Annotated in this window: 17 protein-coding genes; 7 read left to right on the forward strand and 10 right to left on the reverse strand. The window is 67.1% G+C overall.

What is annotated here, in order from left to right:
- Positions 1 to 2 precede the first annotated feature (2 nt).
- A complete protein-coding gene (locus C7401_RS12795) occupies positions 3 to 830 on the reverse strand; it encodes a MetQ/NlpA family ABC transporter substrate-binding protein (protein ID WP_112171744.1) in 828 nt (275 codons plus the stop codon).
- 283 nt (positions 831 to 1,113) lie between these two features.
- Here C7401_RS12795 and C7401_RS12800 point away from each other — a divergent pair, with 283 nt between their 5' ends.
- From C7401_RS12800 to C7401_RS12810, 3 genes are read left to right on the forward strand one after another with little or no spacing between them, the layout of a single operon-like run.
- Complete coding sequence (locus C7401_RS12800; RefSeq protein ID WP_112171745.1) at positions 1,114 to 2,076, forward strand: sulfonate ABC transporter substrate-binding protein; 963 nt, start codon at positions 1,114 to 1,116, stop codon at positions 2,074 to 2,076.
- 46 nt (positions 2,077 to 2,122) lie between these two features.
- Positions 2,123 to 3,463 (forward strand): LLM class flavin-dependent oxidoreductase, encoded by a 1,341-nt coding sequence (locus C7401_RS12805; RefSeq protein ID WP_112171746.1) that lies wholly within the window; start codon positions 2,123 to 2,125, stop codon positions 3,461 to 3,463.
- Between the two features lie 19 nt (positions 3,464 to 3,482).
- Positions 3,483 to 4,778: an acyl-CoA dehydrogenase family protein gene (locus C7401_RS12810; protein WP_112171747.1), complete on the forward strand. Its 1,296-nt coding sequence runs from the start codon at positions 3,483 to 3,485 to the stop codon at positions 4,776 to 4,778.
- 46 nt (positions 4,779 to 4,824) lie between these two features.
- Here the strand turns inward: C7401_RS12810 and C7401_RS12815 are convergent, their stop codons facing one another.
- The 4 genes from C7401_RS12815 to C7401_RS12830 are packed head-to-tail and all read right to left on the reverse strand — an operon-like array spanning position 4,825 to position 9,008.
- Positions 4,825 to 6,021, reverse strand: a complete 1,197-nt coding sequence (locus tag C7401_RS12815; RefSeq protein WP_112171748.1) for a c-type cytochrome — start codon at positions 6,019 to 6,021, stop codon at positions 4,825 to 4,827.
- 32 nt (positions 6,022 to 6,053) lie between these two features.
- Positions 6,054 to 6,878: an ABC transporter ATP-binding protein gene (locus C7401_RS12820; protein ID WP_112171749.1), complete on the reverse strand. Its 825-nt coding sequence runs from the start codon at positions 6,876 to 6,878 to the stop codon at positions 6,054 to 6,056.
- Entirely contained in the window at positions 6,872 to 7,966 is a 1,095-nt protein-coding gene (locus C7401_RS12825) for an ABC transporter permease (protein WP_112171750.1), read from the reverse strand. The genes C7401_RS12820 and C7401_RS12825 overlap by 7 nt, the downstream gene beginning before the upstream one ends.
- Positions 7,967 to 7,970: 4 nt before the next feature.
- Entirely contained in the window at positions 7,971 to 9,008 is a 1,038-nt protein-coding gene (locus C7401_RS12830) for an ABC transporter substrate-binding protein (RefSeq protein WP_112171751.1), read from the reverse strand.
- A gap of 415 nt (positions 9,009 to 9,423) precedes the next feature.
- Here C7401_RS12830 and C7401_RS12835 point away from each other — a divergent pair, with 415 nt between their 5' ends.
- Positions 9,424 to 9,654 (forward strand): hypothetical protein, encoded by a 231-nt coding sequence (locus tag C7401_RS12835; RefSeq protein WP_112171752.1) that lies wholly within the window; start codon positions 9,424 to 9,426, stop codon positions 9,652 to 9,654.
- A gap of 71 nt (positions 9,655 to 9,725) precedes the next feature.
- On the opposite strand, the gene C7401_RS12840 is transcribed toward C7401_RS12835, so the two are convergent.
- The 4 genes from C7401_RS12840 to C7401_RS12855 all read right to left on the reverse strand — a co-directional run bounded on the left by C7401_RS12840 (position 9,726) and on the right by C7401_RS12855 (position 14,801).
- Positions 9,726 to 10,922: an acyl-CoA dehydrogenase family protein gene (locus C7401_RS12840; RefSeq protein ID WP_258397022.1), complete on the reverse strand. Its 1,197-nt coding sequence runs from the start codon at positions 10,920 to 10,922 to the stop codon at positions 9,726 to 9,728.
- A gap of 25 nt (positions 10,923 to 10,947) precedes the next feature.
- A complete protein-coding gene (locus C7401_RS12845; RefSeq protein WP_112171754.1) occupies positions 10,948 to 12,012 on the reverse strand; it encodes an aldo/keto reductase in 1,065 nt (354 codons plus the stop codon).
- Between the two features lie 29 nt (positions 12,013 to 12,041).
- Positions 12,042 to 13,616 (reverse strand): ABC transporter substrate-binding protein, encoded by a 1,575-nt coding sequence (locus C7401_RS12850; protein ID WP_258397042.1) that lies wholly within the window; start codon positions 13,614 to 13,616, stop codon positions 12,042 to 12,044.
- Between the two features lie 120 nt (positions 13,617 to 13,736).
- The gene (locus tag C7401_RS12855) at positions 13,737 to 14,801 is read right to left on the reverse strand and encodes an ABC transporter substrate-binding protein (RefSeq protein WP_112171755.1); all 1,065 of its coding nucleotides are present in this window, start codon (positions 14,799 to 14,801) and stop codon (positions 13,737 to 13,739) included.
- 324 nt (positions 14,802 to 15,125) lie between these two features.
- Between C7401_RS12855 and C7401_RS12860 the strand changes: the two genes are divergently transcribed.
- Both C7401_RS12860 and C7401_RS12865 read left to right on the forward strand, forming a co-directional pair.
- Positions 15,126 to 16,361 carry an acyl-CoA dehydrogenase family protein gene (locus C7401_RS12860; protein ID WP_112171756.1) on the forward strand — a complete coding sequence of 412 codons (1,236 nt, stop codon included), beginning with the start codon at positions 15,126 to 15,128 and terminating at the stop codon, positions 16,359 to 16,361.
- A 66-nt stretch (positions 16,362 to 16,427) separates the two neighbouring features.
- Positions 16,428 to 17,774 carry an LLM class flavin-dependent oxidoreductase gene (locus tag C7401_RS12865; protein WP_112171757.1) on the forward strand — a complete coding sequence of 449 codons (1,347 nt, stop codon included), beginning with the start codon at positions 16,428 to 16,430 and terminating at the stop codon, positions 17,772 to 17,774.
- Positions 17,775 to 17,790: 16 nt separating this feature from the next.
- Here the strand turns inward: C7401_RS12865 and C7401_RS12870 are convergent, their stop codons facing one another.
- Positions 17,791 to 18,987 carry an LLM class flavin-dependent oxidoreductase gene (locus tag C7401_RS12870; RefSeq protein ID WP_258397043.1) on the reverse strand — a complete coding sequence of 399 codons (1,197 nt, stop codon included), beginning with the start codon at positions 18,985 to 18,987 and terminating at the stop codon, positions 17,791 to 17,793.
- 308 nt (positions 18,988 to 19,295) lie between these two features.
- On the opposite strand from C7401_RS12870, the gene C7401_RS12875 reads away from it, so the two are divergent.
- Positions 19,296 to 20,897 carry an ABC transporter substrate-binding protein gene (locus tag C7401_RS12875; RefSeq protein WP_112171758.1) on the forward strand — a complete coding sequence of 534 codons (1,602 nt, stop codon included), beginning with the start codon at positions 19,296 to 19,298 and terminating at the stop codon, positions 20,895 to 20,897.
- Positions 20,898 to 20,908: the final 11 nt, after the last annotated feature.

A 20,908-nucleotide genomic window follows, 5' to 3' on the forward strand; every position in this document is an offset into this window, starting at 1 on the left:
GGCTAACGCGGGAAGTAGTCGGGCAGGCGGTAGCCCTTATAGATGTCGTTGCGCAGGATCGCGGCGCGGAATTCATCCGACCGATAGGCCGCGACAATGTCGGCGGTCTCCTGCGCATTGCGGTTCGCCGACTTGACGACCACCTGATTCACATAAGGCGAAAGCATCTGTTCGAGCGCGAGCGCTTCGGTCAGGCGGTGCCCGCTCGAAATGGCGAAGTTGCCCTGGATCGCCGCGAAATCGACGTCTTCGAGGGCACGCGGCGCCTGTGCGGTTTCGAGCGGCACGATGCGAATGCCGGCGGGATTGGCGACCACGTCACGCTCGGAAACATCGACGGGATTGGGGTTCTCGCGAATGCGGATCCAGCCGATGGCCTGGAGAATCTTGAGCGCGCGTTCGAGGTTGACCGGGTCGTTCGGCACGGCGACCGTCGCACCGGGTTTGACCTCGGTGAGCGAATGGTGGCGGGTGGAGTAGAGACCCATGGGCGGCGTGGGCACCTGCACGACGCCAACCAGATCGGTTTTGTTGCGGTCGTTGTAGGCCTTCAGGTAGACGGTGTGCTGCATGACATCGGCGGCGATTTCGCCGTGCCACACGGCCTGATTCGCTTCGAGCCCGGTGCTGAAGTTGACGTACTGGACGGTGTAACCCTTGCGCTTGAGTTGCGGCTCGACGCCCTCGCGGAATTCATCGGCGTAAGGGCCGGGCACGAAGCCGACGCGCAGGACGTGCGTGTTGGCGTCGGCCGCCAGGGCGGGCTGCGATTGCAGCGCAAACAGCGCGAAAGCGGAAAACAAGGTTTGGATAACTAATCGATGACGCATGGCGGATTGCTTGGTGTTTTGAAGGGTTTTGAACGAGGCGTTGATCGGCGGACGTGGGGCCGCATCAGGCCGATTATGGTTGTCGCTTCATGGGGCAGCCAATATCGATTCGAGATTTACATATCGGCTAGCCGCATAGACCAGGAAGCCGGGCGCGAGGCGAAGCGGTTATCTGCGGCGGGAATTAGGAGCGCAGGATTTGATGGTTTCCACGCTGCCGAGCGGCTTATAAGATCGGCGTCGTCCCTATTTTTCCGTCGATTTCACGTCGAACCCGCCGAGCATGAACACACGCCGCCACTTCATCCGAGTCTCCGCCGCCGCCGCCGCGCTTGCCGCCCTGCCTGTGCTCGGCACGTCTTCCGCGCGCGCGGCAAGCCCCGCGCGCACGCTGCGCATCGGCAATCAGAAGGGCTATCTCAGTCTGCTCAAAGGGCGTGGGACGCTTGAAAAGCGGCTCGCTCCGCTCGGTGTTTCGGTCACGTGGACGGAGTTCGACGCGGGCCCCGTGCAACTGGAAGCGCTCAATGTGGGCTCGATCGACTTTGGCGACGTGGGCGAAGCACCGCCCATCTTCGCGCAGGCGGCCGGTGCGCCGCTTGCCTATGTCGCGGCTACGGTGCCGCGCCCGCAGTCCGAAGCGGTGCTCGTGCCTCACGCTTCGACCATTCGCAGCGTGGCGGATCTCAAGGGCAAGACGATCGCGCTCAATCGCGGCAGCAATGTCCACTATTTCCTCGTGAAGCTGCTGCAAGCGCACAACGTCCAGTATGGCGACGTGAAAGTCGTTTTCCTCGCGCCTGCCGACGCGCGTGCGGCCTTCGAGCGCGGCTCCATCGACGCGTGGGCGATCTGGGACCCCTTTCTCGCCGCCGCGCAAAAAACGCTCGATGCCCGCATTCTTGCCGACGCGACCGGCGTGGTCGGCAACCGGGCCTACTATTTTTCGTCGCTCGATTACGCGAAGCAAAACCCCGATGTCATCAAGATCCTGATCGACGAATTGAGCCAGATCGATCAATGGGGGCAGGGCAACCGCGCGGCGCTCGCCGCCCAGCTCGCGCAATTGTGGGGCTTGCCCAACGACGTGGTGAGCGAGGTGATCACACGCGTGCAATTCGGCACCGGGCCGATCACGAAAGCCATTCTTGCCGAGCAGCAGCAGATCGCCAATACGTTTTTCGACCTCAAACTGATTCCGAAGCGCGTGAACGTGCTCGAAGCGGCGGCGCCGGGAATCGTTTAGTCATCCATCGCTGTTCGATCCGATTGAGCCACAGGCGCCTACGCACATGAGCAAACCTTCCCGACAGTTGCGCCTCGGCGCATTCCTGATGCAAACCGGCCACCATATCGCGGGCTGGCGTCATCCCGACGCGCAGGCCGACGCGAGCCGCAACTTTCGCCATTACGTCGAGCTTGCGCGCGTGGCCGAGTCCGCGAAATTCGACGCGATCTTTTTCGCCGATTCGTCGGGCGTGCGCAGCACGGATCTCGGCTCGCTCGCCCGCACGGCGCGCAGCGAGTTTTTCGAGCCGCTCACGCTGCTTTCGGCGCTCGCCGCCGTGACCGAGCGCATTGGCCTTATCGCGACCGTTTCCACGTCGTTTCACGAGCCCTTCAACGTGGCGCGCAAGTTCGCTTCGCTCGACCAGATTTCAGGCGGGCGCGCGGGCTGGAATCTCGTCACGTCGAGCAGCACCTCCGAGGCGCACAACTTCAATCTCGACGAATTGCCCGATCACGCGAGCCGTTATCAGCGCGCGGCGGAATTCCACGACGTCGTGCTCGGCCTCTGGGACTCCTGGGACGACGACGCTTTTCCGCGCGACAAAGCGAGCGGCATCTACCTCGATACGGAGAAGCTGCATGTGCTCGGGCATCGCGGCGACTTCTTCAAGGTGCGCGGGCCGCTCAACGTGTCGCGCTCGCCGCAGGGCCGCCCGGTCGTAGTGCAGGCGGGCGCTTCCGAATCGGGCCGCGAGTTGGCCGCGCGAACGGCCGAAGTGATCTTCGTCGCGCATCAGACCTTCGATGAAGCGAAGGCCTTCTACGCCGACATCAAGGGCCGCCTGCCGCGCTACGGTCGCGAGGCCGACGACGTGAAAATCATGCCCGGCATCTTTCCCGTGGTCGGGCGCACGCAAGCGGAGGCCGAAGAAAAGTTCGAACAACTCCAGGCGCTGGTCGACCCCGTGGTCGGCGTGGCCTTGCTTTCCAACGTGATCGGCGGCGTGGATCTTTCCGCGTACGACGTGGACGGCCCGATCCCCGATCTGCCCGAGACCAACGGCCCGAAAAGCCGTCAGCATCTGCTCGTCGATCTCGCGCGGCGCGACAAGCTCACGATTCGCCAGTTGTACTTGCGCATTGCCGGGGCGCGCGGCCATCAACAGGTGGTCGGCACGCCGCAAAGCATTGCCGATCAGTTGCAGCAATGGTTCGAGGAGGGCGGCGCAGACGGCTTCAACATCATGGCACCTTACTTCCCCGGCGGCCTCACCGACTTTGTCGAACTCGTGCTGCCCGAATTGCGGCGGCGCGGGCTTTTCCGCACCGAATACGAAGGCCGCACGTTGCGCGATCACCTCGGGCTCAAGCGCCCCGCGCGCGGCAGCTATCCCTCAGCCTGACCCAACCGGAATTCGCCCTATGTCTGAACACACCGCTGACAACACAATCCACGCCGATATCGACGCTGAACACCACGCCGCCTGGGGCGCGCCGCCGAGCGAGCGCTATGAAGCGCTCGCGCGCGACTGGCGACCGCTCTTTACGCGCATACGCGCGAGCGCCGTCGAACGCGATATCGCTCACCGCCTGCCGCACGAGGAGATCAAGTGGCTGCGCGAGGCGGGCTTCACGCGCCTGCGTTTGCCGCGCGAGCAGGGCGGCGTGGCCGCGACGCTCCCTGAACTGTTCGGATTGCTGATCGAACTGGGCGCCGCCGATACGAACGTGGTGAACGCGGTGCGCGCCCATCTGGGCTTTGTGGAAGACGTGCTCACCGCGCACGAAGCCGAATGGCAGGCGCACTGGCTGGGCAAGCTGTCCGCGGGCGAGCTGATCGGCGCGGGTCTGTCCGAAGCGGGCAGCGCGAAGGTCGGCACCTTCGCCACGACAATCACGCGCACGCCGCAAGGCATTCGCCTCAACGGGCGCAAGTTCTACACCACGGGCTCGCTGTTCGCCGACTGGGTGGCCGTTGCCGCGCAAGACGGCGAAAACACCGTTTATCTTCAGGTGCCGCGCGCGACGCCCGGCGTCGAGGTGATCGACGACTGGGACGGCTTCGGCCAGGCGCTCACGGCCAGCGGCACGGCGACCTTCGTGGATGTCGCCGTCGACCCCGACTGGATTCGTCCCTCGGATACGCGTTTCCCGTATGCGGTGGCGTTCTATCAGCTCGTGCATCTGGCGTCGCTGGCGGGCATCGGCCGCGCGCTCGCCGACGATGTCGCGCGCCGCGTGCGCCGTCGCGACCGCGTCTACAGCAACGGCAATGCCGGGCGCGTTGCCGACGACCCGCAGATTCTCCAGGTGGTCGGCCGCCTGCACAGCGCCGCCTATGCGGCGCGCGCGGTAGTGTTGCAGGCCGCGAAGGCGATCCAGCGCAGCTACGAAGCGCACCAGGACGCCGCCGCCGCGAGCGAATCGCGTCGTCAGGAGGTCCTCAGCCAGGCGGTTGTCCAGGCGCATGCCGACGCGCACATCGAAGTGGACCAGTCCGTCTCGGTCATCACGCGGCTTGTGCTCGATGCGAGCACGGATCTCTTCGACGCGCTCGGCGCATCGGCCACGCTGCGCACCGAGGGGCTCGACCGCTACTGGCGCAATGCGCGCACCATCTCGTCGCATAACCCGCGCGTGTATCGCGAGCGGCAAGTCGGCGCGTTCGCCGTGAACGGCACCGTGCCGCCGAGTTTTTATCGCGTGGGCAAAGGTTGATTGCAGCAGTGAGCGCAGGCAGGCGGATCGCCGCTTGCCTGCGCGCTCAATGGACGTAGCCACCCTTGACGTAGCGCACCGGCTCCGCGTCGATGCGCAGCAGTAACGAGGTCAGCGGGTCGGCCCGGCCGCGCGTCACGCGTTCGCCGCGACCGCCACCCGCTGCGCACAGCAACGTGGCGTCGGCCCATGCGGGGTCGCCCGGTTTCGCTTCGGCACGCAGCCAGCCGTCGCGGTCCGCGATCAACTGCGAGCCCGCGAAGCGTTGCGCCTCGATCCCCGCGATGCCCGCGAACGCATCCCAGGCGCCCGGCGTGACCGCCACGCACGACGCCTTCCCGCTCGTCCCCCAACGCGCCGCTTCGGACGGCGGCGGCAACGCGCCGTCGCGTGACAGCAGCAGCGTCTGCCAGCGCGGATCTTCGAGTGGCGGCGGCGCGGAAGCGTCGATCGCCACGGCGCGCACGCGCTGGCCCGCGCGCCAGCGGGCCAGCGGCTCAGCGGGCGCGTCGCCGCAGCGCACGTCTAGCGCGGGCAGCGCGACCGGCACCGGCCAGCCGTCGCCGTCCCGCACACCGCCGCCCGCTGCCAGGACCTTGAGGTAATCGAGAATCGCCCATGTGTCGGCGTCGCTCAGGCGCGACGCGAACGCGGGCATGGTTGGCGCGCCGTCGCGCGCATGCATGCCGTGCTGCACGCGCCAGAACAACTCGCCGTCCAGCCGGTGGCCGAGCAGCGGGCCGACCACGGTGGGCGGCCAGCGCACGAGCGAGGCGGCGCGCGGGCCGTCGCCGCGTCCCGTATCGCCGTGGCAGGCCGCGCAGTCGCGCGCATAGTGCAGCGCGCCGCGCGCGACGGCTTCCACCGAGAAGGGCGTGGTCTGGAAACTGGTGGGGACGGCGTCGGCGAGCCAGAGCGAGGTGTCGGGCCACGGGGCGAACCACGCCGCGAGAACGGCGGCGGCGAACAGGGCGAGGCGAAGCTTGCGCCAGAAGAGGCCCGCGATGGCGAGCAGCAGCGCGCCACCCGTGGTGGCGAGGGCGAGCGCCAGTTGGCGCGCGACGCCCGCATCGATCAGCAGGATCTCGACCGCGAGCCGCTTCGGCCACGGCCAGGCGGGCTGGCCGTGGCTGTCACCCGCGAAGCCGAAAACGTGCGCCACGCCGCCCAGGGCGACCTGCGCGGCCTGTAGCACGCCAAGAAACGGATTGACCCAGGCGTTGCCGGAAAGCAGCGCGCTCATCGGCGCGCCAGATGCAAAACGATTGGCATTGCTTACCAGCTCGCGTCGAGGCCAAGGTGATGCAAGGCTTCGCGGCGCAGCGCGGCAAAGGCGGGGTCGCCGCGATGGCGCGGATAGGGCAGATCGACATGCAGTTCCGCCGCGACGCGCGCGGGCCTCGGACCGAAGACGATCACGCGCTGCGCGAGAAAGAGCGCCTCCTCCACATCGTGCGTGACGAGCAGCGCGGAGAAGCGATCGCGCTGCCAGAGATCCACGAGTTCGCTTTGCATCGCCAGACGCGTGAGCGAGTCGAGCTTGCCGAGCGGTTCGTCGAGCACGAGCAGGCGCGGGTCGTTGACGAGCGCGCGGGCGAGCGCCACGCGCTGCGACATGCCGCCCGAAAGCTGGTGCGGAAACGCGTCCGCGAACTCCGTGAGGCCCACGCGCGCCAGCTCGATATCCACGCGCTTGCGCTCGCGCTTGAGCACCCCGAGCGCTTCGAGGCCGAGCGCGACGTTCGCGCGTACGCGCCGCCACGGGTAGAGCGTGGGGTCCTGGAACACCACGACGCGCGACGGGTCGGGCCGCTCGATGGGCGCGCCGTCTTGCAGAAGGCGGCCTTGCGTCGCCGGCTCGAGCCCGGCGACGAGGCGCAGCAACGTCGATTTACCGCAGCCGCTCGGTCCGAGCAGCGCGACGAATTCGCCGGGTTCGACCGTCAAGCTGACGTCGTCGAGCACCGCGAGCGGGCCCTTGGGGGTGTCGAACTGGTGGCTCACGCGCTCGACCGCGATGCGTGCGCCGCGGGCGACGCTTCCGGGCGAGGGCGTGGCATGCGCCGCCGTGGTATTTGCCGTATTTGCCGTAGTTACCATTTGACGGTTCCTTTCTGCCACACGAGCGTGCGATCGCGCACGAGGAAAAGCAGGCTGATGAGGCCGGAGAACAAGACGGCCATCAGGAGCAGCGCGGCGTACATGTTCGAGTACGAAGCCCACCCTTGCGCCCACGTGAGGTACCAGCCGAGGCCGGACTTCACACCCATCATCTCGGCCGTCACGAGCACGGTGAACGAGGCGCTCAAGCCCATGAAGAGGCCGACGAACACCTGCGGCAGCGCGGCCGGAATCGCCACGCGCAGGACGAGAAAGCGCTGGCTCGCGCCGAGCGTGCGCGCTACGTCGTAATAGGCCTTGTTGACGCTCGCGACGCCCGACCACGTGAGCACGGTCACGGGAAACGCGGTGGCGAGCGCGATCAGGAAAATGGCGGCGGAGCGGCTCGACGGAAAAATATAGAACGCGAGCGGCAGGAGCGCGGTGGCGGGCACCGGGCCGAGCACGCGCATGACGGGGTGCACCCAGTACCCCACGGCGCGCGACCAGCCGATCGACACCCCCACGAGAAAGCCGACCACGCCGCCATAGAGAAAGCCGACGGCGAGCAGGCCGATTGAATGCGCCACGCAGTCCGCGAGGCGCGCCCAGTCGTCGCGATAGACCTCGACGAGCGCCTGCGGCGGCGCGAAGAACGGCGTGGGCAGCAGCGCGGTCTTGGCCGTGACGATCTCCCACAGTGTGAAGGCGACGGGCAGGGCGACGAGCCACGGCCCCGCCTTGCGCAAGCCGCGCAGCGCGGGCCGCAGCCGCGCGCTCGTGCGCTCGAGCGTGGGCAGCGCGAGCGCGAGGAGCGCGAGCCAGGCCGCGATCGCCCAGTCGGCCGCGCCCAGCTCGGCCGTATAGGCCCAGTCGGAGAAGCCGGTGATGCGGTTCGGCCACTCGCGCGTGACGGCGCCGAACACGGCCCATGCCGCCGCCACCGCGAGGCCCGTGTACCACACGGCCGGGCGGCCGGGCGCGCGTTGCCGGCGCCGGTCGGCGTCGGCGAATGACGGGTTCTCGCCGGCGTTGAGTGCGTTGCCGGCGGCCGTTCTCGCCAGCACCGGTTGTTCGAGCGAAGACATGGCGTTACCCCAGTACGTTGGTGTAGACGGCCGCGGCGAAGCGCTGCGGATCGGTGGTCGGCTTCAGCACGCCCGCGCGCTTGAAGTCTTCAGCGAAATAGGCGATCTCCTGCTGGAGATCGACGTTGGTCGGATGGTGGTCGTAGGTGAGCGACGCGTAGAGCTTCACGAGGTCGTCTTCCGCGAACTTCGGCGTGTACTTCGCGAACGACTTCGCGGCTTCGCGCGGGTTCTCGCGCGAGAAGTCGGTGGCCTGGATCAGCGCGCGCGCGAGCGACGCGGCGGTGGCGCGGTCGCTGCGCAAGAGCGACCCGCGCGCGGCGATCACGCAGCACACCTTGTGCGCGTACTCGTCGGAGAGGTTGCTCGCGAGATGCGTGTAAGCGCCCGGTCGTTGCCGCTCCAGCAGATACAGATTCGGGTCGCCGTCCGCGATGGCCTGGATCTCGCCCTTTTGCACGGCGACGTCGAGCAGGTCGGCGGGATACTGGCGCCAGCTCACGTCGCGGTCGGGGTCGATGCCGTGCTTGAGCAGCAGGATCGCGAAGAAGTTCTTGCCGGGCGAGGCGAGGTCGCTCACGCCCACGGTCTTGCCCTTGAGCGAGGCGAGCGAGGTCACGCCCGCCGCGCTCGCGCCGATCAGGCGCACGCAGCCGCCGTGCACGCTGCTGATGATCTTGACGTCGAAGCCCGCCTCCAGCGGCTTGAGCCAGCGGTGGATCATGCCCACGGCGGCGTCCGCCTTGCCGGTGGAAAGCGTTTGCAGAAGCTGGTCGTTCGACCCCGCATAACTCACGAGGTTGACCTTCAGGCCGTTCTTTTCGAAGAAGCCCTGCTCCTGCGCGACGGCGACGGGCGTGAGGCAAAAACCGTTGGGCGCCCACGCGAAGGTGAAGGGCTTGAGCGGCGGCGCGGACCATGCCTTGCGGCCGAGCGTGAGCACCGGGGCGCTGAGCGCCGTGGCGCCCGCCGCGCGCAGCCATTTGCGGCGTTTCCCGTTTGGGGCGGGTGGGGTGGGGCTGGAACCGTGCAATGCGGCCATGAATCGGTCTCCGTTCGGATCGAAGTGAAGGTTTCGCTTGAGGGGTGGGCGGCTCGCATACGCACGACGGTCAGCCGGGTCGTATGCAATCCTGATTAGATAACGCGTGCTTCGCGACACGATTTTCCGGCCGCGCAGCGATGCGAACGCATGCAGTCGACATCGGAGGTGAGCGTAATCCCGAACACGCTCGGCCAGTAAATAATGAATTGCGCAAACCATATCTGCTTTGCGCCGATTCCAGCTTGGCCGCAAGCGCCGCCGCGAGCGAGGCGCGCCGTGATGACGAAGTGAGGGCCACGCTGATTTGCTAACGCCAAAGCATTCTTTGGCGCGGCGCGCGTCGCGCACTAGCATGAAGTGTCGCGGGTGCTCGTGCCCGCGTGTGTTTTAACCGGATTGAACGGGAACCTACATGCGATACAAGGGATACAACGTCGAACCGTCCGCGTACGCGCTGCCAAGCGGACTCTACGCGGCGAACCTGACCATCGAGAACGGGTCGCCGGCGCTTGAGTCGTCGTTTTCTTTCGAAGCGCTCGATTATTTTTTCGAGCCCGATCACGCCATCGCGTATGCGTCGCGCTGGGCGCGGCTGTGGATCGATCAGCGCGGCCAGGCGGCCGCCCGCCGGCGCGGCGGCTAATCTCATCCAGCGAATCCATTGAATCCATCGCCCCGGCGCGCACGCCGGGGCGCTTTCTCTTTCTCAGGCTTTTACAGGCCCAGCGCGCGACGCGCGGCCATCGTACGCAGCAAGCTGTTGGACGGCGCGTGAATGCGCGCGCACTGCACATTGCGGTGATGGCGTTCGAGCGGATTGTGGCGCGCGATGCCGTGATTGCCCGCGAGTTCCAGCGCGACGTCCACGGCCGCGATGGCGTTGTCCACGACGGTATGCTTGATCACGGCGGAGAGTTCGGCGGGCGCGGTGCCCGCGTCGATCGCATCGGCGTGCGTGCGCAAGAGCCAGTCGTTGGCCGTCAGCAGCATGTCGATGCGTCCCACGCTTTCCTGCACGACGGGCACGGTGGCGAGCGACGCCCCGCCGAGCGCCCCCGGCTTGCGCTCGTTGAGGAAGGCGATCAGCCAGTCGCGGGCGGCGCGCGCCGCGCCGTCGTAGACCGTGCCGACCAGGCTGAAGTACCACGCCGTGGCGTGCGGGTCGCGCTGCACGCCGAGATGCGCGGGCTTCAGCCCGACGACATCGTCAACGGGAATCGCCACGTCCGTGAACACCAAGTCGTGACTCGCCGTGGCCCGCATGCCGAGCGGGTCCCAGGTCTCCACGATGCGCACGCCCGCCGCCTCGCGCGGTACGAGAAAGTGGCCGAGTCGCGGCTCCGGCTCGTCGGTGCGGGCCAGCACGTTGATCCACGTAAGCAAGGGCGCGCCCGTCACATAGAGCTTGTGCCCCGTGATGCGCCACACGTCGCCTTCGCGGCGCGCGAGCGTTTCGGGCAGGCCGCCATGCGAGGGCGAGCCGAGCGCGGGCTCGACCTGCGCCGCGTTGACGAGCGCGCGGCCATCCACGCTGGCACGCGTGAGACGCCGCGCGAGCGCCGCGGACCAGTTGCCCGTGTGTTCGCGCGTGTCGCGCACGATCATGGCGTGCTGGCTGTAGTGCATCGAGAGAATGAGCGCGACGGATGGATCGCCATAGGCGATCTCCGCGACAATGGCGCGCGAGAGCGCGAGCCCCGCGCCGTAGCCGCCATCGCTGCGCGCAATGTTCGCGCGCAGCAAACCGGCTTCGCGCAATGCGCGGAACTGATCGAGCGGCGCGGTGGCGTTGCGGTCATGTTCGTCGGCCACGGCGGCGAAGGCGCGGCCGAGCAGCGCGGCGCGTTCGACCAGTGTGGCGGCCTGATCGTCGTCGCGCGCGAGCGCGGCGTCCGGAGTGAATGCGTTCACGGTGCGCTCCCTTGGCGTTGGCCGGTTAACGTTCGCCGCCCGGCGCGCGGGCGTCCTGCGGGGCGCCATGACGCACGAGCCGCCCGAAGAACGGGTGGCCGGGGTCGTTGAAGCCCGGTGTCGACGGATGACCGCTCGCAACCAGCGAATCGACGAATGCTTCGTCATCCGAATCGAGTCGGTACTGGAGCGCGGGCAGGTAGTCGCGCCATTGCGCCTCGGTGCGCGGGCCCGCGATGGCCGAGGTGATATAGCGGCTGTTGAGCACCCATGCCAGCGCGAACTGCGCGGCCGTGAGATTGCGCGAGCGCGCATGCGCCTCGACGCGCCGCGCGAGTTCGATCGTCTCCGGCCGCCATTCGGTTTCGCTCAGGCGGCGGTCCTGGCGTCCCGCGCGCGTGTCGGCGCCGGGCTGTGCGCCGGGTTCGTACTTGGCGGTCAGCACGCCGCGCGCAAGCGGGCTGTACGAGATCACGCCAAGGCCATAGTGCCAGGCGGCGCTCAACTGCTCCGCTTCGACCTGGCGATTGGCGAGGTTGTAGAGCGGCTGGCTCGCCACGGGGCGCGGCACGCCCAGCAAATCGGCCACGCGGCTGAACTCGGCAATGCGCCACGCGCGATGATTCGACAGACCATAGTGGCGCAGCTTGCCGGCCGCGATGAGATCGCCCAGCGCGCGCACGGTTTCCTCGACCGGCGTGTGATGGTCCTCGCGATGCAGATACACGAGGTCCAGATAATCGGTGTTCAGGCGCGCGAGGCTCGCTTCGACGGCGCGGATCACGTGCTTGCGCGCGGCGCCCGCCGCGTTGACATCGCGTCCGCCGCCCGGCGTGAAGTCGAACGGGTTGCCGAACTTGGTGGCGAGCACCCAGCGATCGCGCTGCCGGGCAATATGGCGGCCGACCACGCGTTCCGATTCGCCCTGGTGGTAGACGTCGGCGGTATCGATCGAATTCACGCCTTGCTCCTGCGCCGCGCCGATGATGCGTTCGGCGGTGGCTTCGTCGGTTTGTCCGCCGAACATCATCGTGCCGAGCGTGAGCGTGGAGATTTTCAGGCCGCTATGGCCAAGTTGCCGGTATTCCATGAATTTTCCTTGAATCTTCCTTGAGTCGTTCAAGCAGGGTGACGTGTGCACGCCTGGTGCGAAAGCCAGACATCGGCGAAACTCGCGGCCGTGCCGTCGGGTGAAATGGTGTGGTCGTGCACGCGCTTCGCGGCGAGCGTGATCCATTGCGGCGAGACGAGATTCAGGTCGGGCAGGTCGCGCTCCAGAATGCGCTGGATTTGCGCGAACTGCTGCTTGCGCTTCGTTTCGTCGCTTTCTCGCGCGGCTTGTGCAAAGAGGCTGTCGATTTGCGGATTGCTGTAGTGCGAGCCGTTGGTGAAGGGCACGCCGGGGCGGAAGTTGTCGGTCGTGTACAAGCGTGCCACGCCCACCACCGGATCGAACAGATTGCTCATGCCGTTCGCCGTGAAATCGAACTGCCGGTCGGTGTAGACACGCTTCAGATAAGCGGCGAGATCCTGGTTGCGGATCGTCACGGCGATCCCCACGCGGGCGAGCGCCGATTTGATGTACTCGCCCGTGCGCGCGGGCAGGTCGCCGATCGGCAGCGGGTCGAGCGTGAGCGCGAAGCGCGTGCCGTCGGCCTTGCGCGGATAACCGGCCTCGTCGAGCAGGCGGTTCGCGCGCGCGATGTCGAACGGGTAAGGCGAGGGCGTCGCGTCGTAGTAGGGGTTCGACGGCATCAGCGGGCTCGCGGTCGGCGTGGCATAGCCGTAGTAGATGATCTTGCGGATCACCTCGCGGTCGATGGCCGAGGCAATCGCCTGGCGCACCTTCAACTGCTTGAGCACGGGGTTGTCGAGATTGAACTCGATGCGCTGCACGCCCGCCTGGAACTCGTAGCCGCGCGTTTCGATGCCGAGCTTCGGATTGGCCTTCAGACGATCGAGGTCGGCGAGCGGCACGGGCGTATCGCCGCCGATATCGACCGAACCGTCCTCGAACGCCACCGCGCGCGCGGCCGGGTCGGCGATGATCTTGACGATGATGCGGTCCAGATACGGCTTGCCGGGGTTCCAGTAGTCGTCGTTGCGCGCATATTCGATGTAACTGCCGCGCACCCATTTGACGAAGCGGAACGGTCCCGTGCCGATGGGCGCGTTGTTGGCCGGATTGGCGAGCACGTCCTTGCCCTCGTAGAGGTGCCTGGGCAGGATCGGCGTTTCCGAGGCCGAGAACGCGCGGATCAGCCACGGCGCGGGCTCGCTGAGCGTGAGCACGACCGTATAAGGGTCGGGCGTGGCGATGGCGCTCAGGGTCGCGAACGTCGTGCGTGCACGCGGATGCACCTTGCGTAGCGCTTCGATGGACCACGCCACGTCCGCCGACGTGAACGGCGCACCGTCATGCCATTTCACGCCGTGCCGCAGATGAAACACATAACGGCGGCCGCCGTCCTCGATGTCCCATGAGGTGGCGAGCAGCGGCTTGGGCTTCAGGTCGAAGTCGTAATCGAGCAGCCCTTCGATCACTTTCGGGCTGACCTTGAGGACATTCACGGCGGTGGTCGCGACATCCACGAGCGCCGTCGGCTCCGGCGTCACCACGAAATTGAGCGTGCCGCCGCGCGTTTGCGCGTGCGCGGCCACGTGCGCGAGTACGCTCGCCGTGACCACGAGCATCAGGAAGACACGGCGGCGCGCCGTGAGCAGGAGGGCAGGAATCATCGGTTCGGCCAAGGCGATCAGCGGAAAAAGGCGCGCTGGCGGGCAGCGCTTCATGAGTGTTGTCGATGGGTCGAACTAGGCGGCGATGGCGGCGGCGCGCTGCGCGCGACGCGCGAGCGCCGCTTCGAGCGGTGCGGGCTCGACCCATTGCGCGAAGTCGAAATCGTTCGGGATGAATCCGTGCTCGAAAAGGAAGTGCTTGAAGTGCGCCAGCGCGTCGAGCGCGGCGGCGTCGAGGCCGATTTCCAGTTGCCGGTGCAGCCCGGCCGGATACGCGCGTGTGACCCAGTGCTCGGCGCTGCGCACTTCGCGCCCGACATAGCGTGTGACCTCGCCGGGGTGCGCGCCGGCCCACGCGGCGACGTCGAGCGTACGCGCGAGCACGCGTTCGACGAGATCGGGCCGTTCGCGCAGCAGTTGTGCATCGACCGTGAGCGGCCGTGGCGTGCCGTTGTTGGCGTGCGCGCGGCGATCGGGATGCGCGCTGATGTCGATCAGCACGCGCGCGCCGAGGACGTTGGCGATGTCGAGGCCCGTCGCGCCCTTGACGAACACCACATCGGCTTCGCCGCGCAGGAGGGCCGCCGCCTCGCGCGAAAATTCGTGGGCGCGCTGGGTATCGAGCCACTCGGCGAGCGGTGCGGTGTCCTGCGCCTTGGCATGGGCGAGGCCGCGGGGCGCGTGCGGCAGATCGACAAGCTCCACGTCGGCGGGCGAGACGCCGATGGCGTCGAGCAACGTGTGGAAACCGCGCAGTGCGGTGGCGCGGTGAAAATCGACCACTTCGGCGGCCGTATTGATCGGCAATCCGAAGCGACGACCGGCGAGCGAAGCGCGCGTTGCCTTAAGCTGCGGATCGAGCGTGATGAGCGCCTGGAATTCGTCGACCCAGCTTATGCCGATAAGCCGCGTGTCGCTGCCTTGCGCGCGCGCCCACAGCGCCGGTATGTTGCCGCCCTGCCGGAACGACCACGGCTGCGTGTGCGTGAAATGCGAGCGACGGATGGCGGGGTCGTCGGCGTCCTGCAACGCCTTCACTTCGATGCCGTCGGCGGCGAATTCCTCTTGCAGCAAGCCTTGCTGCGCGGCAATGCCGAATGGGGTCGGCGCGGGGCAACGGGTGTACCAGAGAAGCGTCATGATGATTCCTGGGTCGCGAGTGGACGCACCGCGCGCAAGCTCTGCGCAGGCAACGTGGAGCAGACGATTATCGGCAAGCGCTTGCCGCAGGGTCAAAGAACGAAAAGTGAAATCGGTCCATGCATGGGCGTGGTTTGCTTTTGCGGCAATGTCGTGCTGCCCGACTGTACGTAATGGCGACCAACGCAGACAGGCGAATAACAAAATGCGAAATCCGTGGTTAGGCGCGGGCTATGCACTCCCTATACTTTTCCTTTTGGCAAAACGCCGTGCGGCCGCCCGTGAGTCCTGACGATTCGCGGGCCTGACAACAAGGAAAATTCGATGTCCGCTCTTCCCACTCAGCTTCCGGTGCGCGATCGCGCTGCCGCTTCGTCATTGCAGGATGCGCTCGCCGATTTGCCCTCGCTCGCGACGATCATCGGCCAGGATGCGGCCGCGCGCGAAGGACGGCGCGAATTGCCCTTCGAGGGCTTCGAAGCGTTCCGGCGCTCCGGGCTCGGGCGTTTGCGGCTGCCGGTGGAATGGGGCGGCCTGGGCGGCTCGCTCGTGGACGAGTTCGAAGTGATCGCGACGCTGGCGGCAGCGGACAGCAATCTCGCGCATGCACTGCGCATTCACTACGACCAGACCGAAGCGCTGCTGCTTTCGGCTCGCACGCCGTTCAACGATTTGCAGATCCAGCGCGTAATTGAAGGCGCGATCTTCGGCGGCGCCTCGACCGAACTGGGCACGTCGCGCCCCGGCGAGCACACCACGGCGCTGCGGCGCGACGGCGAGCATTACCGGCTCGACGGCCGCAAATACTATTCGACCGGCACGGCCTTTTCCGACTATGCGCGCCTGAGCGTGCTGAACGACGAGGGCCGTCCGGTGGTGGCCGTCGTGCCGGTGCGGCGCGAGGGGCTCACGGTGCTCGACGACTGGGACGGCATGGGCCAGCGCATGACGGCGAGCGGCAGTCTCGTGTTCGAGAATCTGCTGGTGCGCGCCGACGAAATCACCGAGCGCGGCCTGACCACGCTCGCGGGCCGCCACGGCGGCGCGCTGCGGCAACTGCATCTCGTGACGGTGGCTGCGGGCATCGTGCGCAACGTGGTTGCCGACGCGAAGCGTTACGTGGTGGAGCACGGGCGTCCCGTGCTGCACAGCACCGCGCCTACCGCGCGTGAGGACGCGTTCATCCAGCAGGTGGTCGGCACGCTCACCGCGCATAGCCATGCGATCGACGCGCTGGTGCGCGAAAACGCCCGCGCGCTCGACCGCTCGGCGCAAGCCATTCGCGCGGGTGCGGCGGATGCGGAATCGCTCGTGCTGGAAGGGGCGCTGGCGACGGCGCGCACGCAGCTCGTGGTGAGCAAGCTGGCGCTCGAAGCTGCGGAGCGGCTGTTCGAAGCGGGCGGCGCGTCGGCCACGTCGCGCGCGCACAATTTCGACCGGCACTGGCGCAACCTGCGCACGATCTTCAGTCACAACCCGCTGCTGCACAAGGCGCGGGTGGTGGGCGACTACGCGCTGAACGGCGTGACGACGCACCTCACCGAAGGCCGCGTGTTCTGAAACCCCGTTAAACGAAGCGCGGCCCGTGCCGGCCGCGTCGATCCTGATTTGAGGAGTGCCTACGAGATGAGCCGAACCTCGGCGAGCGCCGCGCCGCGGCGCCTGCATTTGAACGTCAATATCCTGCACTCGGGCTTCGTGCCGTCGGCGTGGCGTCTGGGCGATGCCGATCCTCGCGCATTCGTGGACGTCGCGCATTACGTGCGCGTCGCGCAACTGGCCGAACGCGGCAAGCTCGACGCCGTGTTTCTCGCCGACAACGCGGCGATCATCGACCAGATCGACTTCCGCCCGATCACGGCGCTCGAACCCACGGTGCTGCTGGCCAGCATCGCGGCGGCGACCACGCATATCGGCGTGATCGGCACGGCTTCGACGAGCTACAACGAGCCCTATAACATCGCGCGCCGTTTCGCCACGCTCGATCACGTGAGCCGTGGGCGCGCGGGCTGGAATGTGGTGACGACGGCCGATCTGCCCTCGGCGCGCAACTTCGGCCACGACGTGGTGCCCGATCACGCGCAACGCTATGCGCGCGCGGCGGAATTCACGGAACTCGTCAAGGCGCTTTGGGATAGCTGGGACGACGACGCCTTTGTTGGCGACAAGGCGAGCGGCCGCTTCATCGACGTGACGAAAGTGCGTCCTGTCGAGCACGATGGCCGCTTTTTCAAGGTGCAGGGGCCGCTGAATCTGCCGCGTCCGCCGCAAGGCCATCCGGTGCTCGTGCAGGCGGGCGGCTCGGGCGACGGCCGCGATCTCGCGGCGCGCCATGCGGAGGCTGTGTTTTCCGCGTCGCAGTCGTTCGAGGAATCGGCGGCGTACCGGCGCGATCTCAACGCCCGCGCTGCCGCCTACGGCCGGCCGCAGGGCGTGCAGGTGCTCGCGGGCCTCACGACCATCATCGGCGCGACCGAGGCCGAGGCGCTACGGCGGCGCGACGAACTCGTCGAGCAGATTCCGTGGCGCTACAGCCTCACGCGCCTTGCCGGCACGCTGGGCATTTCGGCCGATCAACTCGAACTCGACGCGCGGCTGCCCGAGCATCTCGCGCTGCCCAACGGCGGCAACGGCAACCACACATTCTTCCATGCCACGATTGCCGAGGCGCGGCGCGGCGGCCACACGGTGCGCGAGTTGATCCGTTCGCTCGCGGGCGGGGGCGGGCATCGCGTGATCGTTGGCACGCCTGAGCAAGTCGCCGACGATATCGAACACTGGTTCAAGGGCGAGGCCGCCGACGGCTTCAACCTCATGCCCGACGCGCTGCCGGACGGGCTGGAAGCGTTCGTGGACGGCGTGGTGCCGATCCTGCAACGGCGGGGCCTCTTTCGAACCGAATACGAAGGCAATACGCTGCGTTCGCATCTCGGGCTGGAGCGGCCGGGCGTGCGCGAGGCCGCGATTCTGTAATGGCTGCAAGCTGCGCCTAGCGGCGCAGCCCGGCTTCGTGCAGCAAAGGCAGCACACGCTCGCCGAAGAAGTCGAGGTCGGGCTGAAAATCGAAGAAACTCAACTGCACGCCGTTGATGCCCGCCGCGTGCAGCTTGACGATCTTCCCGGCCACCTCTTCGGGCGAGCCCACGATCGTGATGTTGCCGCCCACCGCGCGCGAGGCCGCCTTCGCACGATCCTCGAAACCGCCGCGCCACGCATGCGCGTCGCTGTCGAAGCGATGAAAGCTCCCTTCGTCGGCGTGCGCGACGATGGCGTCGTGATAGGCGTGCGCCTCGGCGGACGTCTCGCGGCAGATCACCATCGGATTGATCAGCGTGCGCACCTCGCGCCCATACGCGCGCGCGGCGGCCTTCACGCGCGCGGTGTGCGCGGGCAACGCCTCCAGCGCGCGATCGATCTGCGGGCCCGCCGGGCTCGTGATGAACACCACGTCGGAGTAGCGGGCCGCAAAATCGATGCCCGCGTCGGAGCCCGTCGCATTGATGAGCAGCGGGCGTCCGTAGCGCGGCTTGGGCGTGACGAACGCGCCTTGCAGTCGCCAGCTTGACAGTTCCGGCTCGAAGCTGAAGTTATCCGGTTGCGCCCACAACTGTTGAACGGCGTCGAGGAATTCGGCTGCCATGTCATAGCGCCGGTCGTGCTCGATGCGGTTCCAGCCGAACATTTCGTGTTCGACCGCGCGGTGCCCCGTGACCACGTTAATGGCCCAGCGGCCGCGCGAGATGTGGTCCAGCGTGGCGGAGAACTTCGCGAAGTGCAGCGGGTGCCACGGCCCGTAGAGCACATGCGTCGTGGCGGCGAGGATGATGCGCTCGGTGCGTGCGGTGAGCGCGGCCAGCGTCATGAAGGAGTCGAGCGCCTGGCCGTCGAATACGCCGCCATAGCCGCCTTTGGGCAGCCATTGCGACAGGGCGAAGACGAGATCGAAGCCGAGCGTTTCGCACTTCTGCACGAGCGCGGCATTGTAGTCGAACGACCAGTCGGTGCCGCGCGGCAGCGTGGAGGCGCTCCAGCCGCCCGCCTGGATCGGCAGGAACAGGCCGAGCATGAGCGGCTGCGCGAACGCGCGCGCCGCCGGGCTGTCGGCAAAGGCGGCGGGAGAGGCCACGGGAACGAAGGGCGTCGATACGCGGGAAGAAACGGCAGACGATGCGTGCCGCTGCGCCACGGGAGCCACAGAAGTTTCGCTCAAGACGGACACCTTGGAGGTTCGTTGCGGCGCGGGGCGCCTTGCGGGTGGATCGATGAATTAAACACGCCGCGCGTGCGAATAACAAAGAAGCTTTTCTGCTTTCCAATTGAGGCGCCGCCCGGCTGCATTCACCGTTGGGCGCGCCGGGTCATATGGTTAGCAGCATCGCTTGGTTAGCGCGTGAGAGGGCCGTTGCTACGATTGCAGATCTGTCGCCACGGCGCGAATTTACCGGCTCTGGCAGATCGCCACGCCCGGCCTCATCGAAATCGGAACGCATCAGCATGTCACGTTTGACCCGTCGAGCCTTTCTTGTTGCAAGCGGCGCGGCCGCCGCCACGGCGGGGTTTCCCGCGCTCGCCCGCGCCCAGGGCGCCGTTGCGCGCAAGCGCGGCGGCACGCTGAACGTATTGATCAATCCCGAGCCGCCCGTGCTGGTGTCGATCTTCCAGACCACGGGACCGGCGCTCGCCGCGAGCTCGAAAGTGCTGGAAGGGCTGCTCGCTTATGACTTCGACCTGCGCCCGCAGCCGCAACTCGCGACCGCCTGGACCGTGAGCCCCGATGGATTGCGCTACACGTTCAAGCTGCGGCCGAACGTACGCTGGCACGATGGCCAGCCGTTCACGTCCGCCGACGTGGCGTTCTCGGTGGAACTGCTCAGGGCGATTCACCCGCGCGGGCGCAGCACCTTTGCGAACGTGACGAAGGTGCAGACGCCCGACGCGAATACGGCCATCATCGAGTTGTCGAAGCCCGCGCCATTTCTCATCAAGGCGCTTTCGGCGGGCGAGTCGCCGATCGTGCCGAAGCACCTGTACGCCACGGGCGATCCGCTCACCAACCCGCACAACAACGCGCCAATCGGCACCGGGCCGTTTCGCTTCAAGTCGTGGACGCGCGGCGCGAGCATCGTCTACGAACGCAATCCCGACTACTGGGACGCGGGCAAGCCGTATATCGACGCGCTCGTCTACAAGGTCATTCCCGATCCGGCCGCGCGTTCGGCGGCGTTCGAAACCGGCGCGCTCGATCTGGGCGGCGAGAACCCCGTGCCGCTCACCGACTTGCCGCGCCTCACGCAACTGCCGCAGCTCACGACCGAAACGCGTGGCTACCGCTTTCTCGAACCGCTCGCGGAGATCGACTTCAATCTCGATCATCCGGTGCTCAAGGACCAGCGCGTGCGCCAGGCCATTGCGCACGCGATCAACCCGCAGGTCGTGCAAAAGACCGTGGCCTACGGTTACGCCGACGTCTCGCCCACGCCCATCACGCCCGCTTCGCCGTATCACGACGCACAGCTCGCGCCTTACGCGTTCGACCCGCAGGCGGCCGAGGCGCTGCTCGATGCAGCAGGCAAGCCGCGCGGCGCGGACGGCGTGCGCTTCAAGCTGACGCACGATTACCTGCCGTACGGCGACATGTACCAGCGCCAGGCGGGCTACGTGAAGTCGGCGCTCGCGCGCGTGGGGATCGACGTCACGGTACGTGCGCAGGATCTGCCGTCGTTCCTCAAGCGCGTCTATGCCGACCGCCAGTTCGACTTCACGAGCATCGGCGTGAACACGCTGTTCGATCCGGCTGTGGGCGTCCAGCGTCTTTACTGGTCGAAGAACATCCGGCCCGGCGTGCCGTTCTCGAACGCGCCGCATTACAGCAGCGCGGAAGCGGACCGCTTGCTCGAAGCCGCCTCGGTCGAGATCGACGAAAACCGCCGCGTGGTCCTTTACAAGCAGTTCCAGCAGACCGTTTATCGCGATCTGCCGATCCTCAACCTCGTCGCGCCGCGCATGGTCACGCTCGCCAACCGCCGCGTGCACGATCACACGGTGAGCGCGCAAGGTCTGGAGGGCAACTTCGCCGATGTCTGGCTGAGTGCCTGAAATGCGCATCA

Source organism: Paraburkholderia unamae, from assembly GCF_003268775.1.
Lineage (GTDB): Bacteria > Pseudomonadota > Gammaproteobacteria > Burkholderiales > Burkholderiaceae > Paraburkholderia > Paraburkholderia unamae.